The sequence below is a fragment of the Achromobacter marplatensis genome (assembly GCF_049060505.1).
Classification (GTDB): Bacteria; Pseudomonadota; Gammaproteobacteria; order Burkholderiales; family Burkholderiaceae_B; genus Achromobacter; species Achromobacter marplatensis_A.
In genome coordinates, this window is sequence record NZ_JBMGRB010000007.1 from 192455 (window position 1) to 212372 (window position 19918).

At 67.0% G+C, this 19918-nt stretch carries 20 protein-coding genes; 9 read left to right on the forward strand and 11 right to left on the reverse strand.

Annotated elements, in window-relative coordinates:
• Positions 1-2 precede the first annotated feature (2 nt).
• The 4 genes from ACI0FO_RS18690 to ACI0FO_RS18705 all read left to right on the forward strand — a co-directional run bounded on the left by ACI0FO_RS18690 (position 3) and on the right by ACI0FO_RS18705 (position 4139).
• Positions 3-980 (forward strand): ABC transporter permease, encoded by a 978-nt coding sequence (locus ACI0FO_RS18690; RefSeq protein ID WP_416028996.1) that lies wholly within the window; start codon positions 3-5, stop codon positions 978-980.
• Complete coding sequence (locus ACI0FO_RS18695; RefSeq protein WP_416028998.1) at positions 977-1870, forward strand: ABC transporter permease; 894 nt, start codon at positions 977-979, stop codon at positions 1868-1870. Before ACI0FO_RS18690 ends, ACI0FO_RS18695 begins: the two co-directional genes overlap by 4 nt.
• The gene (locus ACI0FO_RS18700) at positions 1867-3585 is read left to right on the forward strand and encodes an ABC transporter ATP-binding protein (RefSeq protein WP_416029000.1); all 1719 of its coding nucleotides are present in this window, start codon (positions 1867-1869) and stop codon (positions 3583-3585) included. The genes ACI0FO_RS18695 and ACI0FO_RS18700 overlap by 4 nt, the downstream gene beginning before the upstream one ends.
• 116 nt (positions 3586-3701) lie before the next feature.
• The gene (locus tag ACI0FO_RS18705; protein WP_313462026.1) at positions 3702-4139 is read left to right on the forward strand and encodes a universal stress protein; all 438 of its coding nucleotides are present in this window, start codon (positions 3702-3704) and stop codon (positions 4137-4139) included.
• A gap of 48 nt (positions 4140-4187) precedes the next feature.
• On the opposite strand, the gene ACI0FO_RS18710 is transcribed toward ACI0FO_RS18705, so the two are convergent.
• The 4 genes from ACI0FO_RS18710 to ACI0FO_RS18725 all read right to left on the reverse strand — a co-directional run bounded on the left by ACI0FO_RS18710 (position 4188) and on the right by ACI0FO_RS18725 (position 8882).
• On the reverse strand, positions 4188-5198 hold the full coding sequence (locus ACI0FO_RS18710; protein WP_416029003.1) for a 2Fe-2S iron-sulfur cluster-binding protein: 1011 nt from the start codon (positions 5196-5198) through the stop codon (positions 4188-4190).
• Between the two features lie 12 nt (positions 5199-5210).
• Positions 5211-5690 (reverse strand): GlcG/HbpS family heme-binding protein, encoded by a 480-nt coding sequence (locus ACI0FO_RS18715; protein ID WP_416029005.1) that lies wholly within the window; start codon positions 5688-5690, stop codon positions 5211-5213.
• A gap of 28 nt (positions 5691-5718) precedes the next feature.
• Positions 5719-7152, reverse strand: coding sequence for an aldehyde dehydrogenase family protein (locus tag ACI0FO_RS18720; RefSeq protein ID WP_416029291.1), 1434 nt, complete (start codon positions 7150-7152; stop codon positions 5719-5721).
• 197 nt (positions 7153-7349) lie between these two features.
• Positions 7350-8882: a hypothetical protein gene (locus ACI0FO_RS18725; RefSeq protein WP_416029007.1), complete on the reverse strand. Its 1533-nt coding sequence runs from the start codon at positions 8880-8882 to the stop codon at positions 7350-7352.
• Positions 8883-9109: 227 nt separating this feature from the next.
• Here ACI0FO_RS18725 and ACI0FO_RS18730 point away from each other — a divergent pair, with 227 nt between their 5' ends.
• Entirely contained in the window at positions 9110-9853 is a 744-nt protein-coding gene (locus tag ACI0FO_RS18730) for a sulfite exporter TauE/SafE family protein (RefSeq protein ID WP_416029009.1), read from the forward strand.
• Between the two features lie 79 nt (positions 9854-9932).
• Positions 9933-10646, forward strand: a complete 714-nt coding sequence (locus tag ACI0FO_RS18735; RefSeq protein WP_416029011.1) for a GntR family transcriptional regulator — start codon at positions 9933-9935, stop codon at positions 10644-10646.
• Positions 10647-10680: 34 nt separating this feature from the next.
• Here ACI0FO_RS18735 and ACI0FO_RS18740 read toward each other — a convergent pair whose 3' ends face one another.
• From ACI0FO_RS18740 to ACI0FO_RS18755, 4 genes are all read right to left on the reverse strand, one after another.
• Complete coding sequence (locus ACI0FO_RS18740; protein ID WP_416029292.1) at positions 10681-11031, reverse strand: 2Fe-2S iron-sulfur cluster-binding protein; 351 nt, start codon at positions 11029-11031, stop codon at positions 10681-10683.
• Positions 11028-11354, reverse strand: coding sequence for a ferredoxin (locus tag ACI0FO_RS18745; RefSeq protein ID WP_105559543.1), 327 nt, complete (start codon positions 11352-11354; stop codon positions 11028-11030). The genes ACI0FO_RS18740 and ACI0FO_RS18745 overlap by 4 nt, the downstream gene beginning before the upstream one ends.
• A 5-nt stretch (positions 11355-11359) precedes the next feature.
• Positions 11360-11659, reverse strand: coding sequence for a 2Fe-2S iron-sulfur cluster-binding protein (locus tag ACI0FO_RS18750; protein ID WP_416029014.1), 300 nt, complete (start codon positions 11657-11659; stop codon positions 11360-11362).
• A gap of 71 nt (positions 11660-11730) precedes the next feature.
• Positions 11731-12462: a TenA family transcriptional regulator gene (locus ACI0FO_RS18755; RefSeq protein WP_105559541.1), complete on the reverse strand. Its 732-nt coding sequence runs from the start codon at positions 12460-12462 to the stop codon at positions 11731-11733.
• Positions 12463-12708: 246 nt separating this feature from the next.
• Here ACI0FO_RS18755 and ACI0FO_RS18760 point away from each other — a divergent pair, with 246 nt between their 5' ends.
• Positions 12709-12921 carry a hypothetical protein gene (locus tag ACI0FO_RS18760; RefSeq protein ID WP_313462041.1) on the forward strand — a complete coding sequence of 71 codons (213 nt, stop codon included), beginning with the start codon at positions 12709-12711 and terminating at the stop codon, positions 12919-12921.
• A gap of 49 nt (positions 12922-12970) precedes the next feature.
• On the opposite strand, the gene ACI0FO_RS18765 is transcribed toward ACI0FO_RS18760, so the two are convergent.
• On the reverse strand, positions 12971-13402 hold the full coding sequence (locus ACI0FO_RS18765) for a DUF2809 domain-containing protein (RefSeq protein ID WP_416029016.1): 432 nt from the start codon (positions 13400-13402) through the stop codon (positions 12971-12973).
• Positions 13403-14152: 750 nt separating this feature from the next.
• Between ACI0FO_RS18765 and ACI0FO_RS18770 the strand changes: the two genes are divergently transcribed.
• Together ACI0FO_RS18770 and ACI0FO_RS18775 are read left to right on the forward strand one after the other, a co-directional pair.
• On the forward strand, positions 14153-15844 hold the full coding sequence (locus tag ACI0FO_RS18770) for an MFS transporter (protein ID WP_416029018.1): 1692 nt from the start codon (positions 14153-14155) through the stop codon (positions 15842-15844).
• Between the two features lie 16 nt (positions 15845-15860).
• Positions 15861-17960 carry a site-specific recombinase gene (locus ACI0FO_RS18775; RefSeq protein WP_416029020.1) on the forward strand — a complete coding sequence of 700 codons (2100 nt, stop codon included), beginning with the start codon at positions 15861-15863 and terminating at the stop codon, positions 17958-17960.
• Here ACI0FO_RS18775 and ACI0FO_RS18780 read toward each other — a convergent pair.
• Positions 17957-18694: a phosphoribosyltransferase gene (locus tag ACI0FO_RS18780; RefSeq protein WP_416029022.1), complete on the reverse strand. Its 738-nt coding sequence runs from the start codon at positions 18692-18694 to the stop codon at positions 17957-17959. The two genes, ACI0FO_RS18775 and ACI0FO_RS18780, sit on opposite strands and share 4 nt — an antisense overlap.
• A gap of 16 nt (positions 18695-18710) precedes the next feature.
• On the reverse strand, positions 18711-19910 hold the full coding sequence (locus ACI0FO_RS18785) for a M20 aminoacylase family protein (protein WP_416029024.1): 1200 nt from the start codon (positions 19908-19910) through the stop codon (positions 18711-18713).
• Between the last annotated feature and the right edge of the window lie 8 nt (positions 19911-19918).

The following is a 19918-nucleotide window of genomic DNA, read 5'->3' on the forward strand; positions in this document are numbered from 1 at the left end:
CCATGCCTCTGCGCCTGCCCCGTCCGCTTCGCTACCTGCTCCAGATCGTCTTCGTGGTGGGCGCGACCGCCATCGCCAATTTCTTCCTGCTCAAGTTGGTGCCGGGCGACCTGGTCGACGTGATCGCGTCGGAGAACAGCGGCATCACGCCCGAACACGTTGCCCAACTGCGAGTCGCTTACGGCCTGGACCAAAGCGTGCTGACGCAGCTGGGCTACTACTTAAAAAGCCTGCTGTCGCTGGACCTGGGCTATTCGTTTCGCTATGGCGAACCCGTGGCCGATCTGATCTTCGGTCGGCTGCCCGCCACGCTGGCGTTGATCGGCACCGGGCTGGCGCTGTCGGTGGCGGTGGGCGTGCTGCTGGGCGTACTGGCCGCGCGCCGGCCGCATGGCGGGCTGGACACCCTGCTGTCCGCGCTGGCCACGGCAGGCTATTCCGCGCCGATGTTCTGGACGGCGCTGATGCTGATCGTCGGGTTCGGCGTGCACTTGAATTGGCTGCCGGTTGGCGGGATCCGCGACGTAGGCGCGGCGTATCAAGGTTGGGCGCTATGGGCCGACTATGCGCGACACCTGGCGCTACCGGTGACGACGGTGGCGATCTATTACGTGGCCATCTATGCGCGGCTGTCGCGGGCGTCGATGATCGAAACGCTACAGGAAGACTACATCCGCACCGCCCGCGCACGCGGCAACGGCGAAGCGCGCGTGATCTGGCGCCATGCGCTGAAGAACGCGATCTTGCCCGTCGTCACCATGCTGGGCCTGCAGAGCAGCGCGCTGCTGGGCGGCAGCATCGTGGTGGAAACGGTGTTCGCGTGGCCGGGCCTGGGGCAGTTGTCGTTCGAGGCCATCGCCAGCCGCGACGTCAACCTGCTGCTGGGCATTCTGCTGATGAGCGCGGCGCTGGTGGCCCTGATGAATATCGCCGTGGATGCCTGCTACGGTCTGCTGGACCCCCGTGTGAGGAAAGCATGAAGCCGATTGCCCGCGCCGCCGCGCATCTGCTGCGCACGCCGTCCGCCGCCGTCGGCGCCGCCATCCTGCTGGTCGTGCTGGCCGCTGCCGCCAGCGCCGCCTGGCTGTTCCCGGACGATCCGCTGGAGATGGTCGGCGCGCCCTTCACCTGGCCTGGCGAAGACGCCGCCTTTCCCGCGGGCACCGACCTGATGGGCCGCGACATCCTGGCCGGTCTGTTCCATGGCGCCCGTGTGTCCTTGCTGGTGGGCGGGGCGTCGGCTGCCATCGCGCTGGCGATCGGCCTGCTTGTGGGCGCAGTCGCCGGCTATGCCGGCCCGCGCACCGACGCTGTGCTGATGCGCATCACCGAACTCTTCCAGACCGTGCCGTCCTTCCTGCTGGCCATCGTGCTGGTCGCCATCCTGGGCCCGTCGCTGACCACCATCATCCTTGCGCTGGGCGTTACATCGTGGACCGGCATCGCACGGCTGACGCGGGGCGAGTTCATTTCGCTGCGCGAACGCGAGTTCGTCCGCGCGGCGCAGACACTGGGCGCCGGCCATGCCCGCATCATCTTCCTGGAAATCCTGCCCAATGCCTTGCCCCCCATCATCGTGACCACCGCCGTGCTGGTGGCCCAAGCCATCCTGTCGGAAGCCGGTCTGTCGTTTCTGGGACTGGGCGACCCCAACGTGGTCAGCTGGGGCAGCATGGTCGGCGCGGGGCGCGAGGCATTGCGCACCGCCTGGTACATGACCGCCCTGCCCGGCCTGACGATCATGGCCACGGTACTGGCCCTGAACCTGCTTAGCGACGCCATCAACGACGCACTCAATCCCAAACTGCGCCGGCAGCGCGTTACCGCCGCGCCCACCGCCGTGCGCGATTCCGCCCCCAGGACATCATGACTACGCTTTTCGACATCCAAGGGCTGAACGTCGCCTTCCCCGGCCACCAGGCCGTGAACGGGCTGGACCTGCAACTGCGCGGCGGCGAAACGCTGGCGCTCGTCGGCGAATCCGGCTGCGGCAAGTCCACGACCGCGCTTGCCCTGCTGGGCCTGCTGCCGCGGCAGGCCCGCGTGACGGGCCGCATCCTGTTCGAAGGCCAGGACGTGCTGGCGCTGCCGGAACGCCAGCGCTGCGCGCTGCGCGGCGACCGCATCGCCATGATCTTCCAGGAGCCGATGACCAGCCTGAACCCCGTGCTGACCCTGGGCGACCAGATCGGCGAAGCCCTGCGCCTGCACCGGGGCGCCAGCGCCCGCGCCGCCCGCGCCCGCGCCATCGAATTGCTGGACCTGGTGCGCGTGCCCGAGCCCCAGCGCCGCGTCGACGATTACCCCCATCTGCTGTCGGGCGGGCAGCGCCAGCGCGCCATGATCGCCGCCGCCATCGCCTGCCAGCCCGCCCTGCTGGTGGCCGACGAACCGACCACCGCGCTGGATGTCACCGTCCAGGCGCAAATCCTGCAGTTGCTGGATGACCTGCGGGCGGAATTGAACATGGGGCTATTGCTGATCACGCATGATCTGGCCGTGGTTGGAGAATGGGCCGACCGGGTCGCCGTCATGGTGCGCGGCGAAAAGGTCGAAGAAGGTCCCGCGGCGACCTTGCTGGGCCAGCCGCGCCACCCCTATACCCGCGGCCTGCTTGGGGCGTCGCTGCGCCTGGACGACGCCACGCACTACAGCACGCTACGGCTGCCCGAAATCCGCACCCAGCTCGACCCTGCCTCGGGGCGTCCAACGTTCGACCTGGTCACCCCTCCCCGCGTGGCCCTGCCCAACGGGGCCGCCGCCAATGCGCCTGCCCCCATCGGCGCGACGCCCTTGCTGCAGGTGCAGGACCTGCGCGTGCAATACCAGACCGCGCACGGCGTCACCAACGCGGTGGATGGCGTGTCGTTTCAGTTGACCCCCGGAGAAACCCTTGGACTGGTCGGCGAATCCGGCTGCGGAAAATCCACGCTGTCCCGCACGCTGGTACGACTGCTTGCGCCGGCATCCGGCCGGATCCTGCTGCGCGGCGAAGACACCGCGCGGCTGGACCGCGCCCGCCTGGCCGCCTACCGGCAGAACGTGCAGATGATTTTCCAGGACCCTTATGCGTCGCTGAACCCGCGCCATACCGTGAACGACATCCTGGAAGCCGCTCTACGCATCCACCGGGTAAAGGACCGGCACGAACGCCGCCTGCGCATCGCCCGGATCCTGGACGCCGTGGGCCTGCCGCGCGAGGCGCTGGCGCGCTATCCCAGCGAATTCTCCGGCGGGCAGCGGCAGCGCATCGGCATCGCCCGCGCCCTGGTGCTGCGCCCCGCGCTGGTCATCTGCGACGAGCCGGTGTCGGCGCTGGACGTGTCCGTGCAGGCGCAGATCCTGAACCTGCTGGTGGACCTGAAGGCCGAATTCCAGCTGTCCTACCTGTTCATCTCGCACGATTTGTCAGTGGTTCACTATCTGGCCGATCGGGTGCTGGTGATGAATGCGGGTCGGATCGTGGAAGAAGGCCCCAATGCCACGTTGTGGCGCCACCCGCGCCATCCCTATACGCGCAGCCTGATCGATGCGCTGCCCCAAGGGCTTTCCCCAAGTGGCGAGGCGCTGCGCAGGACGGCCTGAGCCAACCCGGGCGGGCGGGTTCGCCTCCTCCTTACGCGGGACTGGATTGCGGACAACGGCGGGCCTATACTGGATTCGCCGTTGCTCGACATTCCTTTTCCTAAAGGAGAGGCAACATGTACAGGCACTTGCTCATCGCCGTGGATGGCTCCCTGCTGTCTGAATCGGCTTTCAAGCGCGCGCTCGTTTTCGCGAAGGAAATGGGCGCCACCATCACCCTCATCCGCGCCATCCCGGAGGACCACCTGCTGGTCTATCAGGCCGAAATGCTGGGCACCACGCAGACGCATCACACCGACCAGGCGCGAAAGAACGCGCAAGGCTACCTGGACGGCCTGGAAATGGAAGCGCGCCATGCCCTGGTGCCTTGCAACACCGTCGTGGTGGTCAACGACCACCCGCACGAGGCGATCGTCGAGGCTGGGAAGACCCAGGGTTGCGACCTGATCATCATGGGCTCGCACGGACGCCATGGCATGACGGGATTCCTGCTGGGCAGCGAAACCCAGCGCGTGCTGGCCAAGACCCGCCTGCCGGTGCTGGTGTTCCGCTAGGATTCGCCGCGCCGCCGGGGCCGATACCCGCCTATCGCGCTGGCCACGTCAGCCGGCGGCGGCCAGCGCGTGCTGGAAGGTAAAGCTGTCTGCGTACATGTGATCCAGGCTGGCGCCGCGTGCGGCTAGCATAGGCTTGGCCTGCTGGATCATGGCGGGCGCGCCGCACAGGTAGAAGGCGTGTTCGGACAGATCGTCGTGGTCGTCCAGGACGGCGTCCTGCACATGGCCGCGCCGGCCTTGCCAGCCCGCGCCGGCGCGCGACAGCACCGGCACGAAATTGAACTCGTACAACCGGCCGGCCCAACCCGCGATCTCGTCTTGCAGGTACAGGTCGGCCTCGGTCCGCATGCCCCAATACAGGCTGACGGGCGGACAATCTTCCTTGTCCAGCAAGGACTCCAGGATGGCCTTGATGGGCGCGATGCCGGTGCCGGTGGCCATCATGATGAGCGGGCGCCAGTCTTCCTCGTGATAGCTGAAGACGCCCAACGGCGCTTCGATCTCCACGGCCGCGCCGGGCTGCGCCTGGCCCAGCCAATGGTCGGTATAGCGGCCGCCCGGAATGCGCCGCACATGAAAATCCAGCTGCCCATCGGCCGCCGCCGACGCCATGGAAAAACTGCGCGTTTCGCCGTCGGGCAGCAGCACGTTCATGTACTGACCGGGCACGAAATCCAGTCCCCCATCGGGCAACGCCAGCGTCAAATGAACGATGTCGTCGGTATAGGCGTCGATGCGCTGCACGGTGGCCGGCAGGCGGCGCGGCTCGGGAAACACCTGGCGGCTGCTGGCCACGCTGATGCAAAGATCGCTTTCCGGCCGCGCCTGGCAAGCCAGCGCGTAGCCTTCGGCCGCCTCTTCAGGTGTCAGCGCCATGGGAAATTCCTCATAGCGCACGGTGCCTTCGGCCAGCTTGATGCGGCACGTGCCGCAGCCGCCGAAGGTGCACTCATGCGGCAGCCTGACGTCCGCACGCCCGGCCGCCTCCAGCACCGATTCGCCCGCCTCCACGTCGAAGACGGCGCCGGTTTCCAGGATGTGCACGCGGTATGCCATGGCCGGCCTCGCTTATTTCTTGATGTCGGCCTGCACCACCACTTTCATGCCGCGCGGCTCCAGCAGTTCGGCCAGTGCCGCCAGCGCGGCCACGCCTGCCTGCGTGTCCTGTTCGCCGTTGCCGCCGCTAAGCCCGATGCCGCCGATCACTTCGTCGTTCACGACAATGGGAAAGCCGCCGACGAACACGGCGAATTTTCCGTCGAAGCTCCACTGGATGCCAAAGGCCTCGTTGCCGGGCAACGCCGGGCCGTTGGGCGGCGTGTTGAACAGATGGGTCGACCGTTTGTGCCCGGCTGCGGTGAACGCTTTGTTCCAGGCGATTTGCGGGCCGGTGATGCGGGCGCCGTCCATGCGTTCCAAGGCGATGGGATAACCGCCGTCATCCACGATGCAGATAGATTCCAGCACGCCGATGGCTTCTGATTTGGCGATGGCGGCGCGCACCATGACGCGCGCTTCTTCCAGTTCCAGCCGATAGATCTGTTTCATAGGGGTAGCCTTTTCGGTTGTCCGCGCCTTAACCGGCGCGGTAGACGGTTTTGATCTGGGTATAGAACTCCAGGCCCACGCGGCCCGATTCGCGGAACGTGGACGTGCTGGAGTGCTTCAGGCCGCCGAAGGGCGCATTGATGAGGTTGCCGGTGGTGGTGCGGTTGATCTTCACCGTGCCGGCCTGGATGTCGCGGGCGAAGCGGTGCGCGTAACGCGCATCCGTGGTGGCGATGGCGGCCGACAGGCCGTATTCGGTGTCGTTGGCCTTGGCGATGGCGTCGTCATAACCGTCGACCTCGATCAGCGCGATGACCGGGCCAAAGATCTCTTCACGCGCGATGCGCATCTGTTGCGTCACGTCGGTGAACAATGCGGGCGTGACGTAGTAGCCGCGGTCGTAGCCGGGACCCGTCAGCGCGTCGCCGCCGCATACGTGCGTCGCCTCTTCTTTACCCACCGCCACGTAGCTCAACACGTTGTCCAACTGCTTGCGCGTGGCCAGCGGGCCCAGGTCGAAATTGCCGTCCAGCCCGTTGCCGATGGTCAGCGCCTTGATCCGCGCCACCAGCTTGTCGGTGAACGCCTGGCGCACCTTGGCGTCGACCAGCACGCGGCTGGTGCCCGTGCAGGCCTGGCCGCTAAGCGAAAAGCCGCCCTTCACCGCCAGGTCCACGGCGCGGTCAAGGTCGGCGTCGGCCAGCACGATCAGCGGATTCTTGCCGCCCAGCTCCATCTGCGTGCGGGTGGTCAGGCCCGCGCCCCGGTGGATCTGCTTGCCTGCGGCGGTCGAACCGGTGAAAGAAATCGCACGGACCGCCCGGGCGGTGGTGATGGCGGGGCCCACCGCGCTGGCAGGGCCGATCACCAGGTTCAGCACCCCCGCGGGCAAGCCCGCCTGCACAAACGCCTCGGTCAACCGATAGCCCGACAACGGCGCGTCGGAAGACGGCTTGAACACCACGGTGTTGCCGGTGATCAGCGCCGGCGCGATCTTGCGGGCGGGAATCGAAATGGGGAAGTTCCAGGGCGAGATCACGGTAACCACGCCTAGCGGTTCGCGCTGGCTGTAGACGACCATGTCGGGATCATCGTTGACGAAGGTCTCGCCGGTGAAGCTTTGGCCTTCCACCGCGTAGAAGCGGATCGTCTGCGCGGACCGCAGTACTTCGTCTTTCGCCAGGTTCAGGCTCTTGCCCTCTTCGCGGGTCAGTTCCCGCGCGAAGGCGTCCGCGTGGTCTTCCAGGTATTGGGCGGCTCGGAACAGGATGGCGGCCCGCTTGGAAATCGGCATGTCGCGCCAGGCGGCGAAGGCGCCATCGGCCGCATCCACCGCGCGTTGGGCGTCTTCGGCGTCCGACACCGGAAACCGGCCCACGATGTCGGCGGTGTCCGCCGGGTTGAGGTTCGGGGCCGTCCGCCCGGCAGCGGCGGGCACCCAGGCGCCGCCGATGTGGTTCATGAATGACTGCTGCGAGAGATCGTCCACGGAAGCGCTTCCTTTACCTGTACGGGAATGGCCGGAAATCGGTCGTCTTGAATAGCCTGTGAACATTGTATACTTTAATCTGTTTCTACTAATACGTGGAAACCCCAGGGCTGCCCATGAAAAAGGGCCCCGCAGAGCCCTTTTTCGCGCTGCCCGTCCCGGCCAGGGAATCAACGCCAGATCAGGACGGCGCAGATGGTGGAGACGGTCAGCGCCAGCAGCACGGGCAGCAACAGGGCGCGCACCAGCGACAGCACATTCACCCGCGCGAACCCCGCCACCGCGATCAGCGACGACCACGCGATCAGCGTGCCGCCGCCCGTCCAGACCGCGCCCATCTGGCCCACGGCGGCCAAGGTCGCCGGGTCCACGCCCACCACCGGGCCCAGCGCGCCAGAAAGCGTGCCGGTCAGCGGCAAGCCGGCGAATCCCGAGCCGTCGATGCCGGTGATCATGCCCACCAGCAGCACGCCGAACGCCACCAGGAAATGATTTTCTGGAATCAGGTGCTGACCGGCCGAGATCACCTCGAACAGCAGGCCCGGCGCCTGTGCCTGAGGCACGCCCAGGATCTGGGCGGCGGTCTCGTTCGCGCCCACGAAGAAGAACCCCGCGATCGGCAGCACCGACCCCATCGCCTTGAAGGCAAAGACGAAGCCGTCCGTCACGTGCTCGGGGCACACGTCCAGCATCTTGCGCGGGCCTTCGGCGGCCAGCGTCACCAGCATCATCACCACGAAGGCCACGCCGCCGACCAGCGCCGCCGCGTCGCCGCCGCGCAGGGCGGGCAGCGACGGGAACAGCCGCGGCACCACCATCACGGCGATCACGGCCAGGAACGCCAGCGGCGTCACCACCGCGAAGGTCTTGGACCAGCGCACGCGGCGGCGCGCTTCGTCGCTCAGCGCGGCGTCTTGCGGCAGGGCCGGGTCGGCGCCCATCGTGCCGCGCGCCAGTTCGGCCTTGTCGAAGGAGCCCGATTGTTCGATGCGCGCCAGGCTGCCGTCCTGTGCGCGGGCCTGCCAGGCGTCCAGCAAGGCCGGGTTGGCGGGCACGATGTGCTTGCGGATCAGCAGATAGGCCGCCACCAGCGCCACGGCGCCGGTGATCAGCGACAGCACCAACGCGCGGTCGGCCACGACCGCGGCGCTGACCGCCGCGCCGGCCGCCTTGGCGCTGATGCTGGGCGCCACGCCGATCACATAGTCCGACGACAGCGCCATGCCCTGGCCGGCAATGGCGATGGCCATGGCGCCGGCCAACGGCGGCAAGCCCGCCGCGATCGCCGCGGGCAGCAGGATGGCGGACACCAGCGGCACCGCCGGCGTTGGCCAGAAGAACAGCGAAATCACATAGGTACAGAGGGCGATGATGATGAACGAGGAATGCCCCCCGCGCATCACCCGCCGAAACGGCTGCACCATGCGCACATCCGCCTGCAAGGTCTTCAAGGCATTGAGCAGGGCGGTCATGAAGGTGATGACCAGGAAGATGTTGAACAGCTCTTTGGCGGCCACGAAACTGGCCGAAAAGATACCAATCAGCGCGCTGATGGGATTGCCCGTGATGGCCAGGACTACCAGGAACGTGCCAATCACCGAAGGCACCACCACGTTGGCCCGCAAGATCATCGTCAAGATGATCGCGGCAACGCTCAGCAGGTACATCCAATGGGCAGCGTTGAGCACGACGTCGGATTGCATGCGAGATTCCCCTTGTGACGTGGCTGTTGGGTCGCCACATTCGGTATACTATATTTCGTTTTAAGCCATACCAATCGAAATATGCAGCGCATAGGGAAACCGATAATTCTGAAAAACGGTTGAATTACGCCGAAATATCAGGGATTTACCCTGATATTTTTCGCTGCCGCGAAACCCGACGATTGTCACGAATTGACTATCGTATACATAAAAGGCCACAACTTCGCATGCCTGTCGACTTGCCGTTCCCCGATGTATGGCACTACGCCGCGATGGCGCTGGTGGTGTTTGGCGCCGCGCTGGCGCAAGGCGTGGGCGGCATCGGCTTCGCGATGTTCGCGGCCCCAGTGGCCGCGATGTTCTTTCCGCAACTGGCCCCGGGCCCGCTGCTGACGTTAGGCGGCTTCATCTCGCTTCTGACGGCGCTGCGCGAGCGTGCGTTCATCGACTGGTCCGCCGTGTCATACGCGCTGGCGGGACGCGTAGTCGGCACGCTGATCGCCATCTACGCCATGGCCAGCTTCGCGCCACAGGCGCTGGGCGTGTTGTTTGCCTGCCTGATCCTGGCCGCCGTGGCCCTCAGCGTGGCGGGCCTGCGCTTCACCGCCACGCCGGGCCGCGTATCCGGCGCCGGCGTGGCCTCGGGGCTGATGGGCACGATGACCTCGGTGGGCGCGCCGCCCATCGCCATCGTGCTGCAGCATGCGGCGCCGCCGCGGCTGCGCGCGACCCTGGGCGTGGTGTTGTTTCTGGGGTCGATCTTCTCGCTTGCCATGCTGGCGCTGGCCAAGCGGTATACGGGTTACCACGCCGGGCTGGCGCTTAGCCTGGCGCCTTTCCTGCTGGCCGGTTTCGCGGTCTCCAACCGGTTGCGCGCCTTGCTGCCGCCGCAAGCCGTGCGCGGCGTGCTGCTGGCGGTGTGCGCGCTGGGCGCGGCAGGCGTGCTGGTCAAAGCCTTCTGGGGCGCCTGATGCGCCGCCTTCGCCACGGCACGCGGCTACACCCGGTAATACAATGGAGACTGTATCCATTAATCCAGACCTGCTCGCCATGACCACTTCGCCCGTCAGCCCGCAAGCCGTACAGACGCAGTCTTCCGCTCCGCTGAAGATCGGCGAGCAGCACCCGCAGTTGTTCGCGGTCATCCGCGACAAGCTGCGCGAACGCATCCTTAGCGGCGAATTCACGCCGGGCGACCGCCTGGTCGAAGGCCGGCTTTCCGAAGAAATGGGCGTGTCGCGCATTCCGGTGCGCGAAGCCTTGCGCGCGCTGGCGGCCGAGGGACTTGTCACCATCGAACCGCGCCGCGGCGCGTCCGTATCGGTGCTGTCGGACGCCGTGGCCTACGACATGGTGGAAGTGCGCGCCACGCTGGAAGGCCTGAACGCCAAACTGGCGGCGCAGCGGCGCGACGCGAAAACCGTCGAACGCCTGCAGGCCTTCCTGCGCGAAGGCACGGAAGCCGCACGCGGCGAACAACTGGACAAGTTCCTGGCGCTGAATTCGCAGTTTCACGAGATGCTGGCCACAATCGGCGGCAACGTGGTGCTGACCGACCTGATGCGTTCGCTGCGCGACCGCACGGCGCTGCTGTTCGCACCCAGCAACATGCACCGCGCCAAGGCAAACTGGGACGAGCATTCGCAGATTCTGAATGCGGTCATTGCCGGCAACGGCGACCTGGCGGCGCTGCTGGCCAGCCAGCACGTGCACAACGCGGCCAAGGCCTATACCGACACGCAACAGCACGGGTCGGCGGACTGACGCAGCAACGCGGGCGGCGCTGCCGTCCGCGCCTTCAGGTGGCGGCCTCGACGGGGTCGGACGCCGCACCCACCACCACGCCCTTGCCGTTCTGCACCACCCACGACACTTTCACGTCGCCGTTCACGAACGTCTGGCAGGCCATGCGGTAGCCGGCCTGGAAGTCTTCGGGACGCAGGTGCTTGCGCTCTTTCGGCTTGATCGCGTCGGTGTTTTCAAGCCCTTCTTCAATGCGGCATTTGCACGTGCCGCACAGGCCGCCCCCGCATTTGAACGGGATGCCGCCCTTTTCCTTCAGCGACACGCGCAGCAGATTGCTGTTCTCGGGCGCGGTCGCCACCTTGCCGCCGTTCGAAATAAAAGTGATCTGGACCATGTCGGTCAGTGCTCCGCCGCCGCGGTACCGGCCCGCAGCGTCAAGGTGGATTCCATGCTGCCAAAGCGCGTCAGGTGCGCCAGTTCCTTGCGGGCCGCCTCGACCGAGGCGAACGCCTCCAGGAACTTGGACGGCACCCGGTTCACCACATAAGGCGGGGTCTCTTCCGTCACGATGAGCCGCGTGTCGCCATGCAGCCGCGCAATGCGAAAGACCGCCAGCGCGCGCCCATAGAACACATAGTCGTAGGTCTCGATGATGTCGACGTCGTCGCCCACCTCGGTGCGGAACACGCCGGGTTTGGTCGTCAGGATCACGTATACCGCGCCCATGGCTGCTATGCCTCCATATCCTGCATCAGCTCGACGTCGCTGCTGAGCCACAACTGGCACGCCAGCCGATAGCCTTGGTCGACGCGGTCGCCCAACTGTTTTTTCTCTTTCCAGTTAACGGGCGGCAGGTGCTCGGCCCCGGCCAACACCCGGCACGCGCACTTGGCGCATTTGCCCATACCGCACTCGTAGCGCAGGTGCGGATACGGAAACTGCTTGATGCCGGCCCGCACCACCAAGTTGGTGTTGTCCTTCACCACATCGGTGTAGGTCTGGCCGCCTTTATGAAATACAACGGTAGGCATGGGTCTGTCGTCCAGAAGCTGCGGATCGGCCGCGCCAGTCGCGGCGTGGCCGGATAGGGCGGGGCAACGCGTCAGGCTGCCAGGCCAAGCTCAGGCAGCTTGATCTCGTGCTGCACGTAGTCGGTATAAAGCGCCGTGGTGTACAGCAGCCGCATCTGGGCGCCGATCTCGCAGATCTTCAGGCAGCGTTGCTGCAGTTCGACCGTGTTGGCGTGTTCCAGCACGATCTGGTAGCCGCGTTCGCCGTGGATTTCGTCCGACACGATGTGCAGGTCGAAGAACTCCACCTCTTCATCGGTAAAGCCATACTTGTCGCGCAGCGTCGGCGTCTGCTTGCGATAGATGGACGGCACCTGCGATTCCAGCCCGACGACCAGGCCCGCCACCGCCACGATGGGGTCTTCGCGCATGGCCACGGCGTAACACCAGCTTTGCAGCGCGCGCGTGGTGGGCGACATGTTGTCGGGGTTAGTCACCCTTTCCCGGGTGGTGCCGCAGGCCTCGGCAAAGCGGATCAGCAGATCGGTGTGGCGGTCGCCGCCAATTTCCTCTTCATACATATTGGCCAGCAGGAAATCCTTGGCCTCGGTATAGGTGTCGGGCGTGCGGGCATACAGATAACCCAGATAGTCCGCGAACGGACCAACGTAGTGATAGTGGTTCTCGGCCCACCGCGACAAGTGCTCGCGGCTGAGCTTGCCTTCGGCCCAGGCAATGGAAAAGGGCGACGCGTTGGCGCTCTTGCCCTTGATCGCGTTTTCCAACGCGGTACGGAATTCATCTCGGTTCATCAGTTCTGCCATGACGCGCTCCAGTCCAGTGGGGAGATTCCAGGCTGGTTTAGCCCGGGCATGATGAACATTGTATACCGTCTACCGTTTTGGACGCCTAGGGCAATCCCGCAGAGCGCAGGCATAACGCCACAAAAATAGGGTCATACCTTTTCAGATCAATCACTTGACCTGCCGCAAGGCCAGAACGGGCGAAAGTAGACGCGTCGACCTCACGCCAGTACAATGAATACACTTTCAATGCAATACGGAAATACCATGAATACGCCACACCCCCTGGGAGACACCCCGATCGGCCAGCAGTTGCTGACGCACTACGCCCGCCGCGATGCGGTGCGCCACGCCACCCCGTTGTTCCCGTCGTCCTGGGCCGAGCTGTTCGCCCCGTTCCGCAATGCGCGTCTGCAACCGCTGCGCGCAAGCGCCCCCGCGGTCCGTCACAACGACAACGAACCGGTCTGCCAGGCTTGACCCATCGGAAGACGCCGGGGCGCACGCCCCGGCCAAAACGCCCCGTCGCTTAGCGGCGGGCGCGCAAGCTGGCCCGTGCGCGGGCATCCCGCAACGCGGCATTGCGCTGGCGGTGCGCATTGGCAAGGGCCAGCACCAGCACGACCGCGAACCCCACGGTGTAGGCCACCACGTCCCACCAATCCGGCACGCTGCCAAACACCACGCGCAACACCGGCTGTTCGATCTGCCACCCGTTCTGCCGCGCCAGATATTGGCCGAACTCCACCGCATACCCCGTCAGCAACGCCGCCACGGCCAGCGCGCCCACGCGCGCACGGATGAACGTCCGATACACCAAATAAACCCAGCCCACGGCCATCACATCCCCCACGAATCCGCGCAAGAACGGATAGGGCGCGCCATACAGGGCAATCAGCGCCAACAGCGCGGTTACGGCAAGCAGGGCGGCGAACGCGCGCCCATTGAACGTCAGGGTCATGGCTACAAACAGCAAGAAGTGAAAGGGCGGATGCGCCTCACGCGCCTCCGTCGCAGCCCGGAGCATCAACATCGGGCAACGAAGCAGGGTACTAGATATCCACGGGAAAACCCGAGTCCCCCTCCGACACAAGCGTCACCAAAGGTTATGCGGCCAGCCGCCCCAAAAGTTATCCCGTCTTATCCACCGCCTATCCACTGCCTATCCACCCCCAATCCACCGACTTACCCACACCCTTATCCACCGCCCCCGGGCGGCCGCGTCCACCCAAGCGCGCCAGCGAACCACCCCCAAGCCAAGCCATCCCTATGCCAAAAAAGGCCGCCCGCGCGGCCGCTTTTGGCGGCCCTGCACACTCCTCCCCCCACCCGCTAGCGCGTCAACAACACGCCAAGCCCCCCACCCTCCCCAGCGACGCCCGACCCTCTACGCCGCAGCCCGGCGTGGCGGGGGCACGGGGTGCGCGGGGAGTCGATGCGCCCAAGGGAATCCGAAGGAACTGCCAAAGGCAGTGACGAGGATGACGCAGGGGCCGTCCGGAGCGAAGGCTCCGGACCGCAATCGTTGACCCGCGCACCCCGTGCCCCCGCCACGCCGGGCGGCCCAAGAACCCGCCCGCAACGGCCAAGCAAACCCACCGCCCCAAAGACACTCCCCGCAACACAACCCGCCATCATTCAGGCGTACCATTACCCGACCCCTTTCGCCCCAAAAACGACCCAAGAAAAGACGCGCCCCCGAGCCCTCCGTATGCTCACCCCCGTCTCTCCCTCCGCCGACCTCCCCCCTGGCACGCCCGCAGCGCCCGCCGCCCCCCTCACGGTCAGCACGCTTTCCCCCTTCGCCTTCCCCGCGTTCCGCATCATCTGGATCGCCAACCTGTTCGCCAACCTGGGCACCTGGGCGCAATCCGTCGCCGCCGCCTGGATCATCACCACCGAACAGAGCAGCCCCCTGATGGTCGCCATGATCCAGGTGGCCGCCGCCTTCCCGCTGGTGGCCTTGTCCATCCTGACCGGCGTGCTGGCCGACAACTACGACCGCCGCAAAGTCATGCTGACCGGCATGCTGCTGGAACTGGCCGGCGGCCTCTTCATCACCCTGCTGGCATTCGCCGGCCTGCTGCACCCGATCACGCTGATCGCCTCGGTCTTCTGCATCGCCATCGGCAGCGCCATCGTCACCCCCGCCTGGCAAGCCGCCGTCGGCGAACAAGTCCCGCGCGCCCACGTCGGCAGCGCCGTCCTGCTCAACAGCGTCAACTACAACGTCGCGCGTGCCGTCGGCCCCGCCATCGGCGGCCTGCTGCTGGGCGCCCTGGGCGCACCCTGGGTGTTCCTGCTGAACTGCTTCTGCTACGGCGGCCTGATCTGGGCGATCTGGCGCTGGCGGCGTGATCTGCCCGTGCGCCGCCTGCCGCCCGAGGGCCTGTTCGAAGGCGTCGTCGCCGCCCTGCGCTACACCCAGCATTCCACCGTGACGCGCGTCGTCATGCTGCGCTCGTTTGCCTTCGGCCTGTCGGCCAGCGCCTTGTGGGCGCTGCTGCCGCTGCTGGCCCACGACCACGAGGAAGGCAGCGCCCTGCTGTACGGCTACATGCTGGGCGCGCTAGGCGTCGGCGCCATCCTGGGCAGCGCCTTCGTGCGCCGCGTGCAGGCCGCCTGGGGCGCGGGCGGACTGGTCACCGTGGCCGCCGCGCTGCTGGCCGCCTGCCTGTTGGCGCTGGGGCTGACCAGCACCCTGTGGGTCGTCTTTCCCGCGCTACTGCTGTCGGGCAGCTGCTGGATCGGCGTGCTGGCCACCTACAACACCACCGTCCAGATGCTCGTGCCCGACTGGGTCAAGGCGCGTGCGCTGGCGCTCTACCAGACGGCCATTTTCGGCGGCCTGGCGGCGGGCTCGTTCATGTGGGGCCACTTCGCCGGCACCATGGGCGTATCCGGCGCGCTCAGCAGCGCCGGCATCATGCTGGGCATCACCGTCGCGCTGCTGTACCGGTCCCGCCTGCCCGAACACGTGGACACCCAGTCCCTGGCGCGCGTCGACAGCACCGAACCCGCGATGGCCGCGGCCGGCTTCAACACCCAGCACGGCGCGGTGCTGGTGGCGGTGGAATACCTGATCGAACACGACAAACTGTCCGCGCTGATCGGCGCCGCGCATCCGCTGCGGCTGCTGCGCCTGCGCAACGGCGCGCAGCAATGGCAATTGTTCCGCGACCTGGAACGCGAAGGCGTGTGGCGCGAAGTGTTCCTGGTGGAAAGCTGGATGCAATACCTGCGCATGATCGACCGCATGACGCTGGCCGACAAGATGGTGCTGGACGAAGTGCGCGCCCTGCACAGCGGCGACACGCCGCCGGTCGTGTCGCGCAACGTCAGCTACCTGGCCATGAACGAAGCGCAAGGTTTCTCCCTGCGCCGAGACCCCGAATCCCTATGACCCGCGAGGCCCGTCCATGCTTTCCTCCCTTTGGCGCAAGTGGCGGGCTTCGCGGCATGGCGGCCCGCAGCTGGACGTCATCTTGTCCAGCGCCGACCCCGATGCCCCGCTAGCCGACCGCAACCTGTGGATGGTGGACCTGAGCCGGTGGCTGGACCGCCCCGGCCGGCCCGCGGCTTCCCCCTCTTCGGCCCCTGACTCCGATACGCCGCCCGACGCCATTCGGCACCCGCAGCACGCGCGGCTGCGCTACCTGCTGCAAGTGCTGGAAAACAATCCAGACCGCGCCGCCCCCGTCGCCGCCACCCTGCGTTCGCTGGTGGCCGACAACGACCCCACCTCGCTCCTGTGCGATACGGGCGTGGCCTCGCATCCCGGCTTCTGGGGCGAATTCTGGGAGCGCGCGCAGGCCCGGCTGCTGCCTCCACCCCCCAACCGCGGTGACATGTTCGGCCTGTTCTCGCTGATTTTCCGCCGGGCCGGCGACGCGCGCTGGATCGAATCGCTGGACGACGACACCCTGGCCCGCATGCGCGCACTGTACCGGCATGGCGACGGCGTCGCGCGCGAGGATCCGGCCGCCCCCGCGCCGCCCGCCCTGCGGCTTGAACAGGCGCTGACCAGCAGCATCCAGGTGCTGGTCAGCCAGGTCCGCGCAACCGGTTTAAGCCAGGACATCCGCACGCGCCTGCCCGGCCGCGTGCAGGACACGCCATTCTTCGCGCTGGCCGCCGCCGCGGCCGAACTGTGCGATAGCGGGCCGGACACCCCGCGCGATGTGTTCGGCCGGCGGCTGAACATGTTCCGCGCGCTCTTGGACGGTTGCCGCACCGCCACGCAAGGCGTCTACGACGAACTGGAGAAAAACGGCGTATCCGTCGAAGTGGTGTTCCAGATCGAACGCATGAAGCTGCGGCTGGCCCGCATCGAACTGCTGCTGAGCGTGTGGGTGGACCCTACGCAGCGCCACAAATACGTGCATCTGACGGCCGAGCTGATCCGCTCGACCCAGGCCCGCAGCAGCATCCGGCACCTGGCCGCCTCGTCGTTCGCGCAACTGGCGCGACGCGTCATGGAGCGCACCGCCGAAACCGGCGAACACTACATCGCGCGCGACGCCGCCGAGTACCTGACGATGTTAAAGGCGTCGCTGGGCGGCGGCTTCATCATGGTGTTCACGGTCTACCTGAAATTCTTCATCGTCTCGCTGCATTTGGACAAGTTCATCGAAGGGCTGCTGGCGTCGCTGAACTACGCCGGCGGCTTCCTCGCCATCCACTTCGCCCACTTCACGCTGGCCACCAAGCAGCCCGCCATGACAGGCCCCGCGCTGGCCCATCGGCTGGATGACGCCTATACGCCCGAAGGCCGCGACGCGTTCCTGGACGACACGCTGTCCATGATCCGTTCCAACGCGGCCGCCATTCTGGGCAACCTGGCCGTGGTCTTTCCCCTGGCCTGGGCGGTGCAGTGGATTGCCGTGAACGGCCTGGACCGGCCATTGATCAGCGCCGACAAGGCGCACGACACGCTGGCGTCGTTTTCGATCTGGGGCGCCACGCCCATCTATGCGGCCGCCACCGGCGTGCTGCTGTGGCTGTCCAGCCTGATCGCGGGCTGGGCCGACAACTGGTTCGCGCTGCACCGGGTGCATGACGTCATGGCCTACAACCGGCGCGCCCGGCATCTGTTCGGCGAACGCGGCGCGGCGCGCTGGGCCGGATTCTGGCAACGCAATATCTCGGGCATCGCGGGCAACGTGTCGCTAGGCCTGATGCTGGGCCTGGGCCCGGCCATCGTGAGCTTCTTCGGCCCGCACGTGGAAGTTCGCCACGTGACGCTCAGCGCGGGCCAGATCGGCACCGCGCTGGGCACGCTGGGATGGGAGGTCGTGCACACGCAAGTGTTCTGGATGGCGGTGGCGGGCACCGCCATGACGGGGCTGCTGAACGTGGGCGTGAGTTTCGCGCTGGCGTTCAATGTGGCGCTACGCTCGCGCAACCTGCGCCGCGGCGACCGCGATTCGCTGTCCGCCAGCGTGCGCCAGCGCATCTGGCAGCGGCCGGCAACGCTGTTCTGGCCGGTCAAGCCCCGGCCGGCGCCCGAACGCGTTTAAGCCTGAGTTTCGGGCGCCCAGCCCCCCGCGACCCGCTGCAGGCGCGGTGACTCGAACGCGCAGGCCACGGGCAACGGCACGCCCTGCGGGTCGACCAGCCGCCCGTGCCAACGCGTGCCCTGGCGCATGGCCACGACGATGCCCGCCACCTCGGCTTCGCAACGCGCCAGCAGCGTCAGCGCGGACGCCATCGTCTGCCCCGTGCTGACGGCGTCGTCCACCACCAGCACGCGGCGGCCCCGCAGCATGCCGGCCAGATTCGGGTCGACATACAAGCGCTTGCCGGCCTCGGGCGTGGTCAGGGACTGCACCGGCACGGACAGATTTTCGTCATACCAGTACTTGCGTGAATAGCCGAACGGCACGTAGCGCGTGAAGCCCAGCCCGCGTGCCACCAGCGGCGCAAACGCCAGGCCCAGCGTGGGCAGCCCCACGACCCCATCGGCCCCGAACACCCGCGCCCGGTCGGCCATGAACCCGGCTAGCGTCTCGACCACATCCAGGCTGGCGTGGTTGGCGATCAGCGACGCGACGCAACGGTCGGGGTCGCCCGGCACGCTGCGCAGCGGCAGCACCAGATAACGGCCATCCGGCAAGCGCGCGGGATAGCCACGGGAATAGGGCGGATCCGCCGGAACGGACAGCGCGCCGGCCGCCACGATCTCTTGCCAGTAGCCGGTGGTGGGGTCGAAGGCCGGGGCCTGATCGGCGGGCGGCATTTGGGAAGCAGTCATACGGAGAACGCCGGGTTCAAAACGCGGGCGAGCCGGCAGCCAGGAAGCGCTCTGCCAGCGTGACCCAATAGCTGGCCGTGACCGGCAGGATGTCGTCGTTGAAATCGTAGTCGGGGTTATGCACCATGCAGCCGCCTTCTCCCTCGCCGTTGCCAACGATGAAGTAGCTGCCCGGCACGGCTTCCAGCATGAAGGCGAAGTCGTCGCTGGCCTGCAGGGGCGCCAGGTCCGGGATCACCCGTTCGGCGCCCAGCCACTCGTGCGCGACCGCGACGGCGAATTGGGTCGCGGCGTGGTCATTGACGACCGGCGGATAGCGCCACCGGTAGTCGACCTGGACCGTGGCGCGGTGCACCGCCGCCTGGGCCGTGGCAATCGCGGTGATGCGTTCGCGCAGCAGGGCGCGCGTTTCGGGGCGGCGGGCGCGCACGGTCAGGCGCAGTTCCACCGACTTCGGGATCACGTTGGGCGCGTCGCCGCCATGAATGGCGCCGATGGTCACGACCGCCATGTCGTTGGGATCGACCTCGCGCGAGACGATGGTCTGCAAGGCCAGGACGATGCTGGCGGCGGCCACGATCGGGTCCACGGCCACGTGCGGCATGGCGCCGTGCCCGCCCACGCCGCTGACCGTCAACACCACGGTGTCGGACGAGCTGTACATCACGCCGGACCGGAAGCCGAAGTGGCCGGCCGGGTAGCCGGGCTCGTTGTGGAAGCTGTAGATGGCGTCGCACGGAAAGCGGTCGAATAATCCGTCGGCGATCATTTTCTGCGCGCCCCCGTGGCCCTCTTCGGCGGGCTGGAAGATCAAGTGCACGGTGCCGTCGAACTGCGCGCGCTGCGCCAGCGCCCGGGCCGCGGCCAACAGGGTGGCGGTGTGCCCGTCATGCCCGCAGGCGTGCATCTTGCCGGGGTGTTGGCTTGCATAAGACAGGCCCGTGGTCTCGTCAATGGGCAGGGCGTCCATATCGGCGCGCAGGCCCAGCCGGCGCGCACCCGGCCCCCGGCGCAAGGTGCCGACCACCCCGGTCACGCCCAGGCCGCGATGCACCTCGTAGCCCCAGGCCTCCAGGCGCTCGGCCACCAGATCGCCGGTGGCGACCTCCTGGTAGGCCAGTTCGGGATGCGCATGGATGTGATGGCGCAGCGCCACCATCTCTTGTTGAATCGCCCGGATTTCAGGCAGCACGGGCCCCAGCGCGGAATCGTTCATGTCGTGGC

What these genes read in the sequence shown, in the direction of transcription:
- ACI0FO_RS18690 (WP_416028996.1), top strand. Translation starts at nt 3, where the DNA reads ATGCCTCTGCGCCTGCCCCGTCCGCTTCGCTACCTGCTCCAGATCGTC.
- ACI0FO_RS18695 (WP_416028998.1), top strand. Translation starts at nt 977, where the DNA reads ATGAAGCCGATTGCCCGCGCCGCCGCGCATCTGCTGCGCACGCCGTCC.
- ACI0FO_RS18700 (WP_416029000.1), top strand. Translation starts at nt 1,867, where the DNA reads ATGACTACGCTTTTCGACATCCAAGGGCTGAACGTCGCCTTCCCCGGC.
- ACI0FO_RS18705 (WP_313462026.1), top strand. Translation starts at nt 3,702, where the DNA reads ATGTACAGGCACTTGCTCATCGCCGTGGATGGCTCCCTGCTGTCTGAA.
- ACI0FO_RS18710 (WP_416029003.1), bottom strand. Translation starts at nt 5,198, where the DNA reads ATGGCATACCGCGTGCACATCCTGGAAACCGGCGCCGTCTTCGACGTG.
- ACI0FO_RS18715 (WP_416029005.1), bottom strand. Translation starts at nt 5,690, where the DNA reads ATGAAACAGATCTATCGGCTGGAACTGGAAGAAGCGCGCGTCATGGTG.
- ACI0FO_RS18720 (WP_416029291.1), bottom strand. Translation starts at nt 7,152, where the DNA reads ATGAACCACATCGGCGGCGCCTGGGTGCCCGCCGCTGCCGGGCGGACG.
- ACI0FO_RS18725 (WP_416029007.1), bottom strand. Translation starts at nt 8,882, where the DNA reads ATGCAATCCGACGTCGTGCTCAACGCTGCCCATTGGATGTACCTGCTG.
- ACI0FO_RS18730 (WP_416029009.1), top strand. Translation starts at nt 9,110, where the DNA reads ATGCCTGTCGACTTGCCGTTCCCCGATGTATGGCACTACGCCGCGATG.
- ACI0FO_RS18735 (WP_416029011.1), top strand. Translation starts at nt 9,933, where the DNA reads ATGACCACTTCGCCCGTCAGCCCGCAAGCCGTACAGACGCAGTCTTCC.
- ACI0FO_RS18745 (WP_105559543.1), bottom strand. Translation starts at nt 11,354, where the DNA reads ATGGGCGCGGTATACGTGATCCTGACGACCAAACCCGGCGTGTTCCGC.
- ACI0FO_RS18750 (WP_416029014.1), bottom strand. Translation starts at nt 11,659, where the DNA reads ATGCCTACCGTTGTATTTCATAAAGGCGGCCAGACCTACACCGATGTG.
- ACI0FO_RS18755 (WP_105559541.1), bottom strand. Translation starts at nt 12,462, where the DNA reads ATGGCAGAACTGATGAACCGAGATGAATTCCGTACCGCGTTGGAAAAC.
- ACI0FO_RS18760 (WP_313462041.1), top strand. Translation starts at nt 12,709, where the DNA reads ATGAATACGCCACACCCCCTGGGAGACACCCCGATCGGCCAGCAGTTG.
- ACI0FO_RS18765 (WP_416029016.1), bottom strand. Translation starts at nt 13,402, where the DNA reads ATGACCCTGACGTTCAATGGGCGCGCGTTCGCCGCCCTGCTTGCCGTA.
- ACI0FO_RS18770 (WP_416029018.1), top strand. Translation starts at nt 14,153, where the DNA reads ATGCTCACCCCCGTCTCTCCCTCCGCCGACCTCCCCCCTGGCACGCCC.
- ACI0FO_RS18775 (WP_416029020.1), top strand. Translation starts at nt 15,861, where the DNA reads ATGCTTTCCTCCCTTTGGCGCAAGTGGCGGGCTTCGCGGCATGGCGGC.
- ACI0FO_RS18780 (WP_416029022.1), bottom strand. Translation starts at nt 18,694, where the DNA reads ATGACTGCTTCCCAAATGCCGCCCGCCGATCAGGCCCCGGCCTTCGAC.
- ACI0FO_RS18785 (WP_416029024.1), bottom strand. Translation starts at nt 19,910, where the DNA reads ATGAACGATTCCGCGCTGGGGCCCGTGCTGCCTGAAATCCGGGCGATT.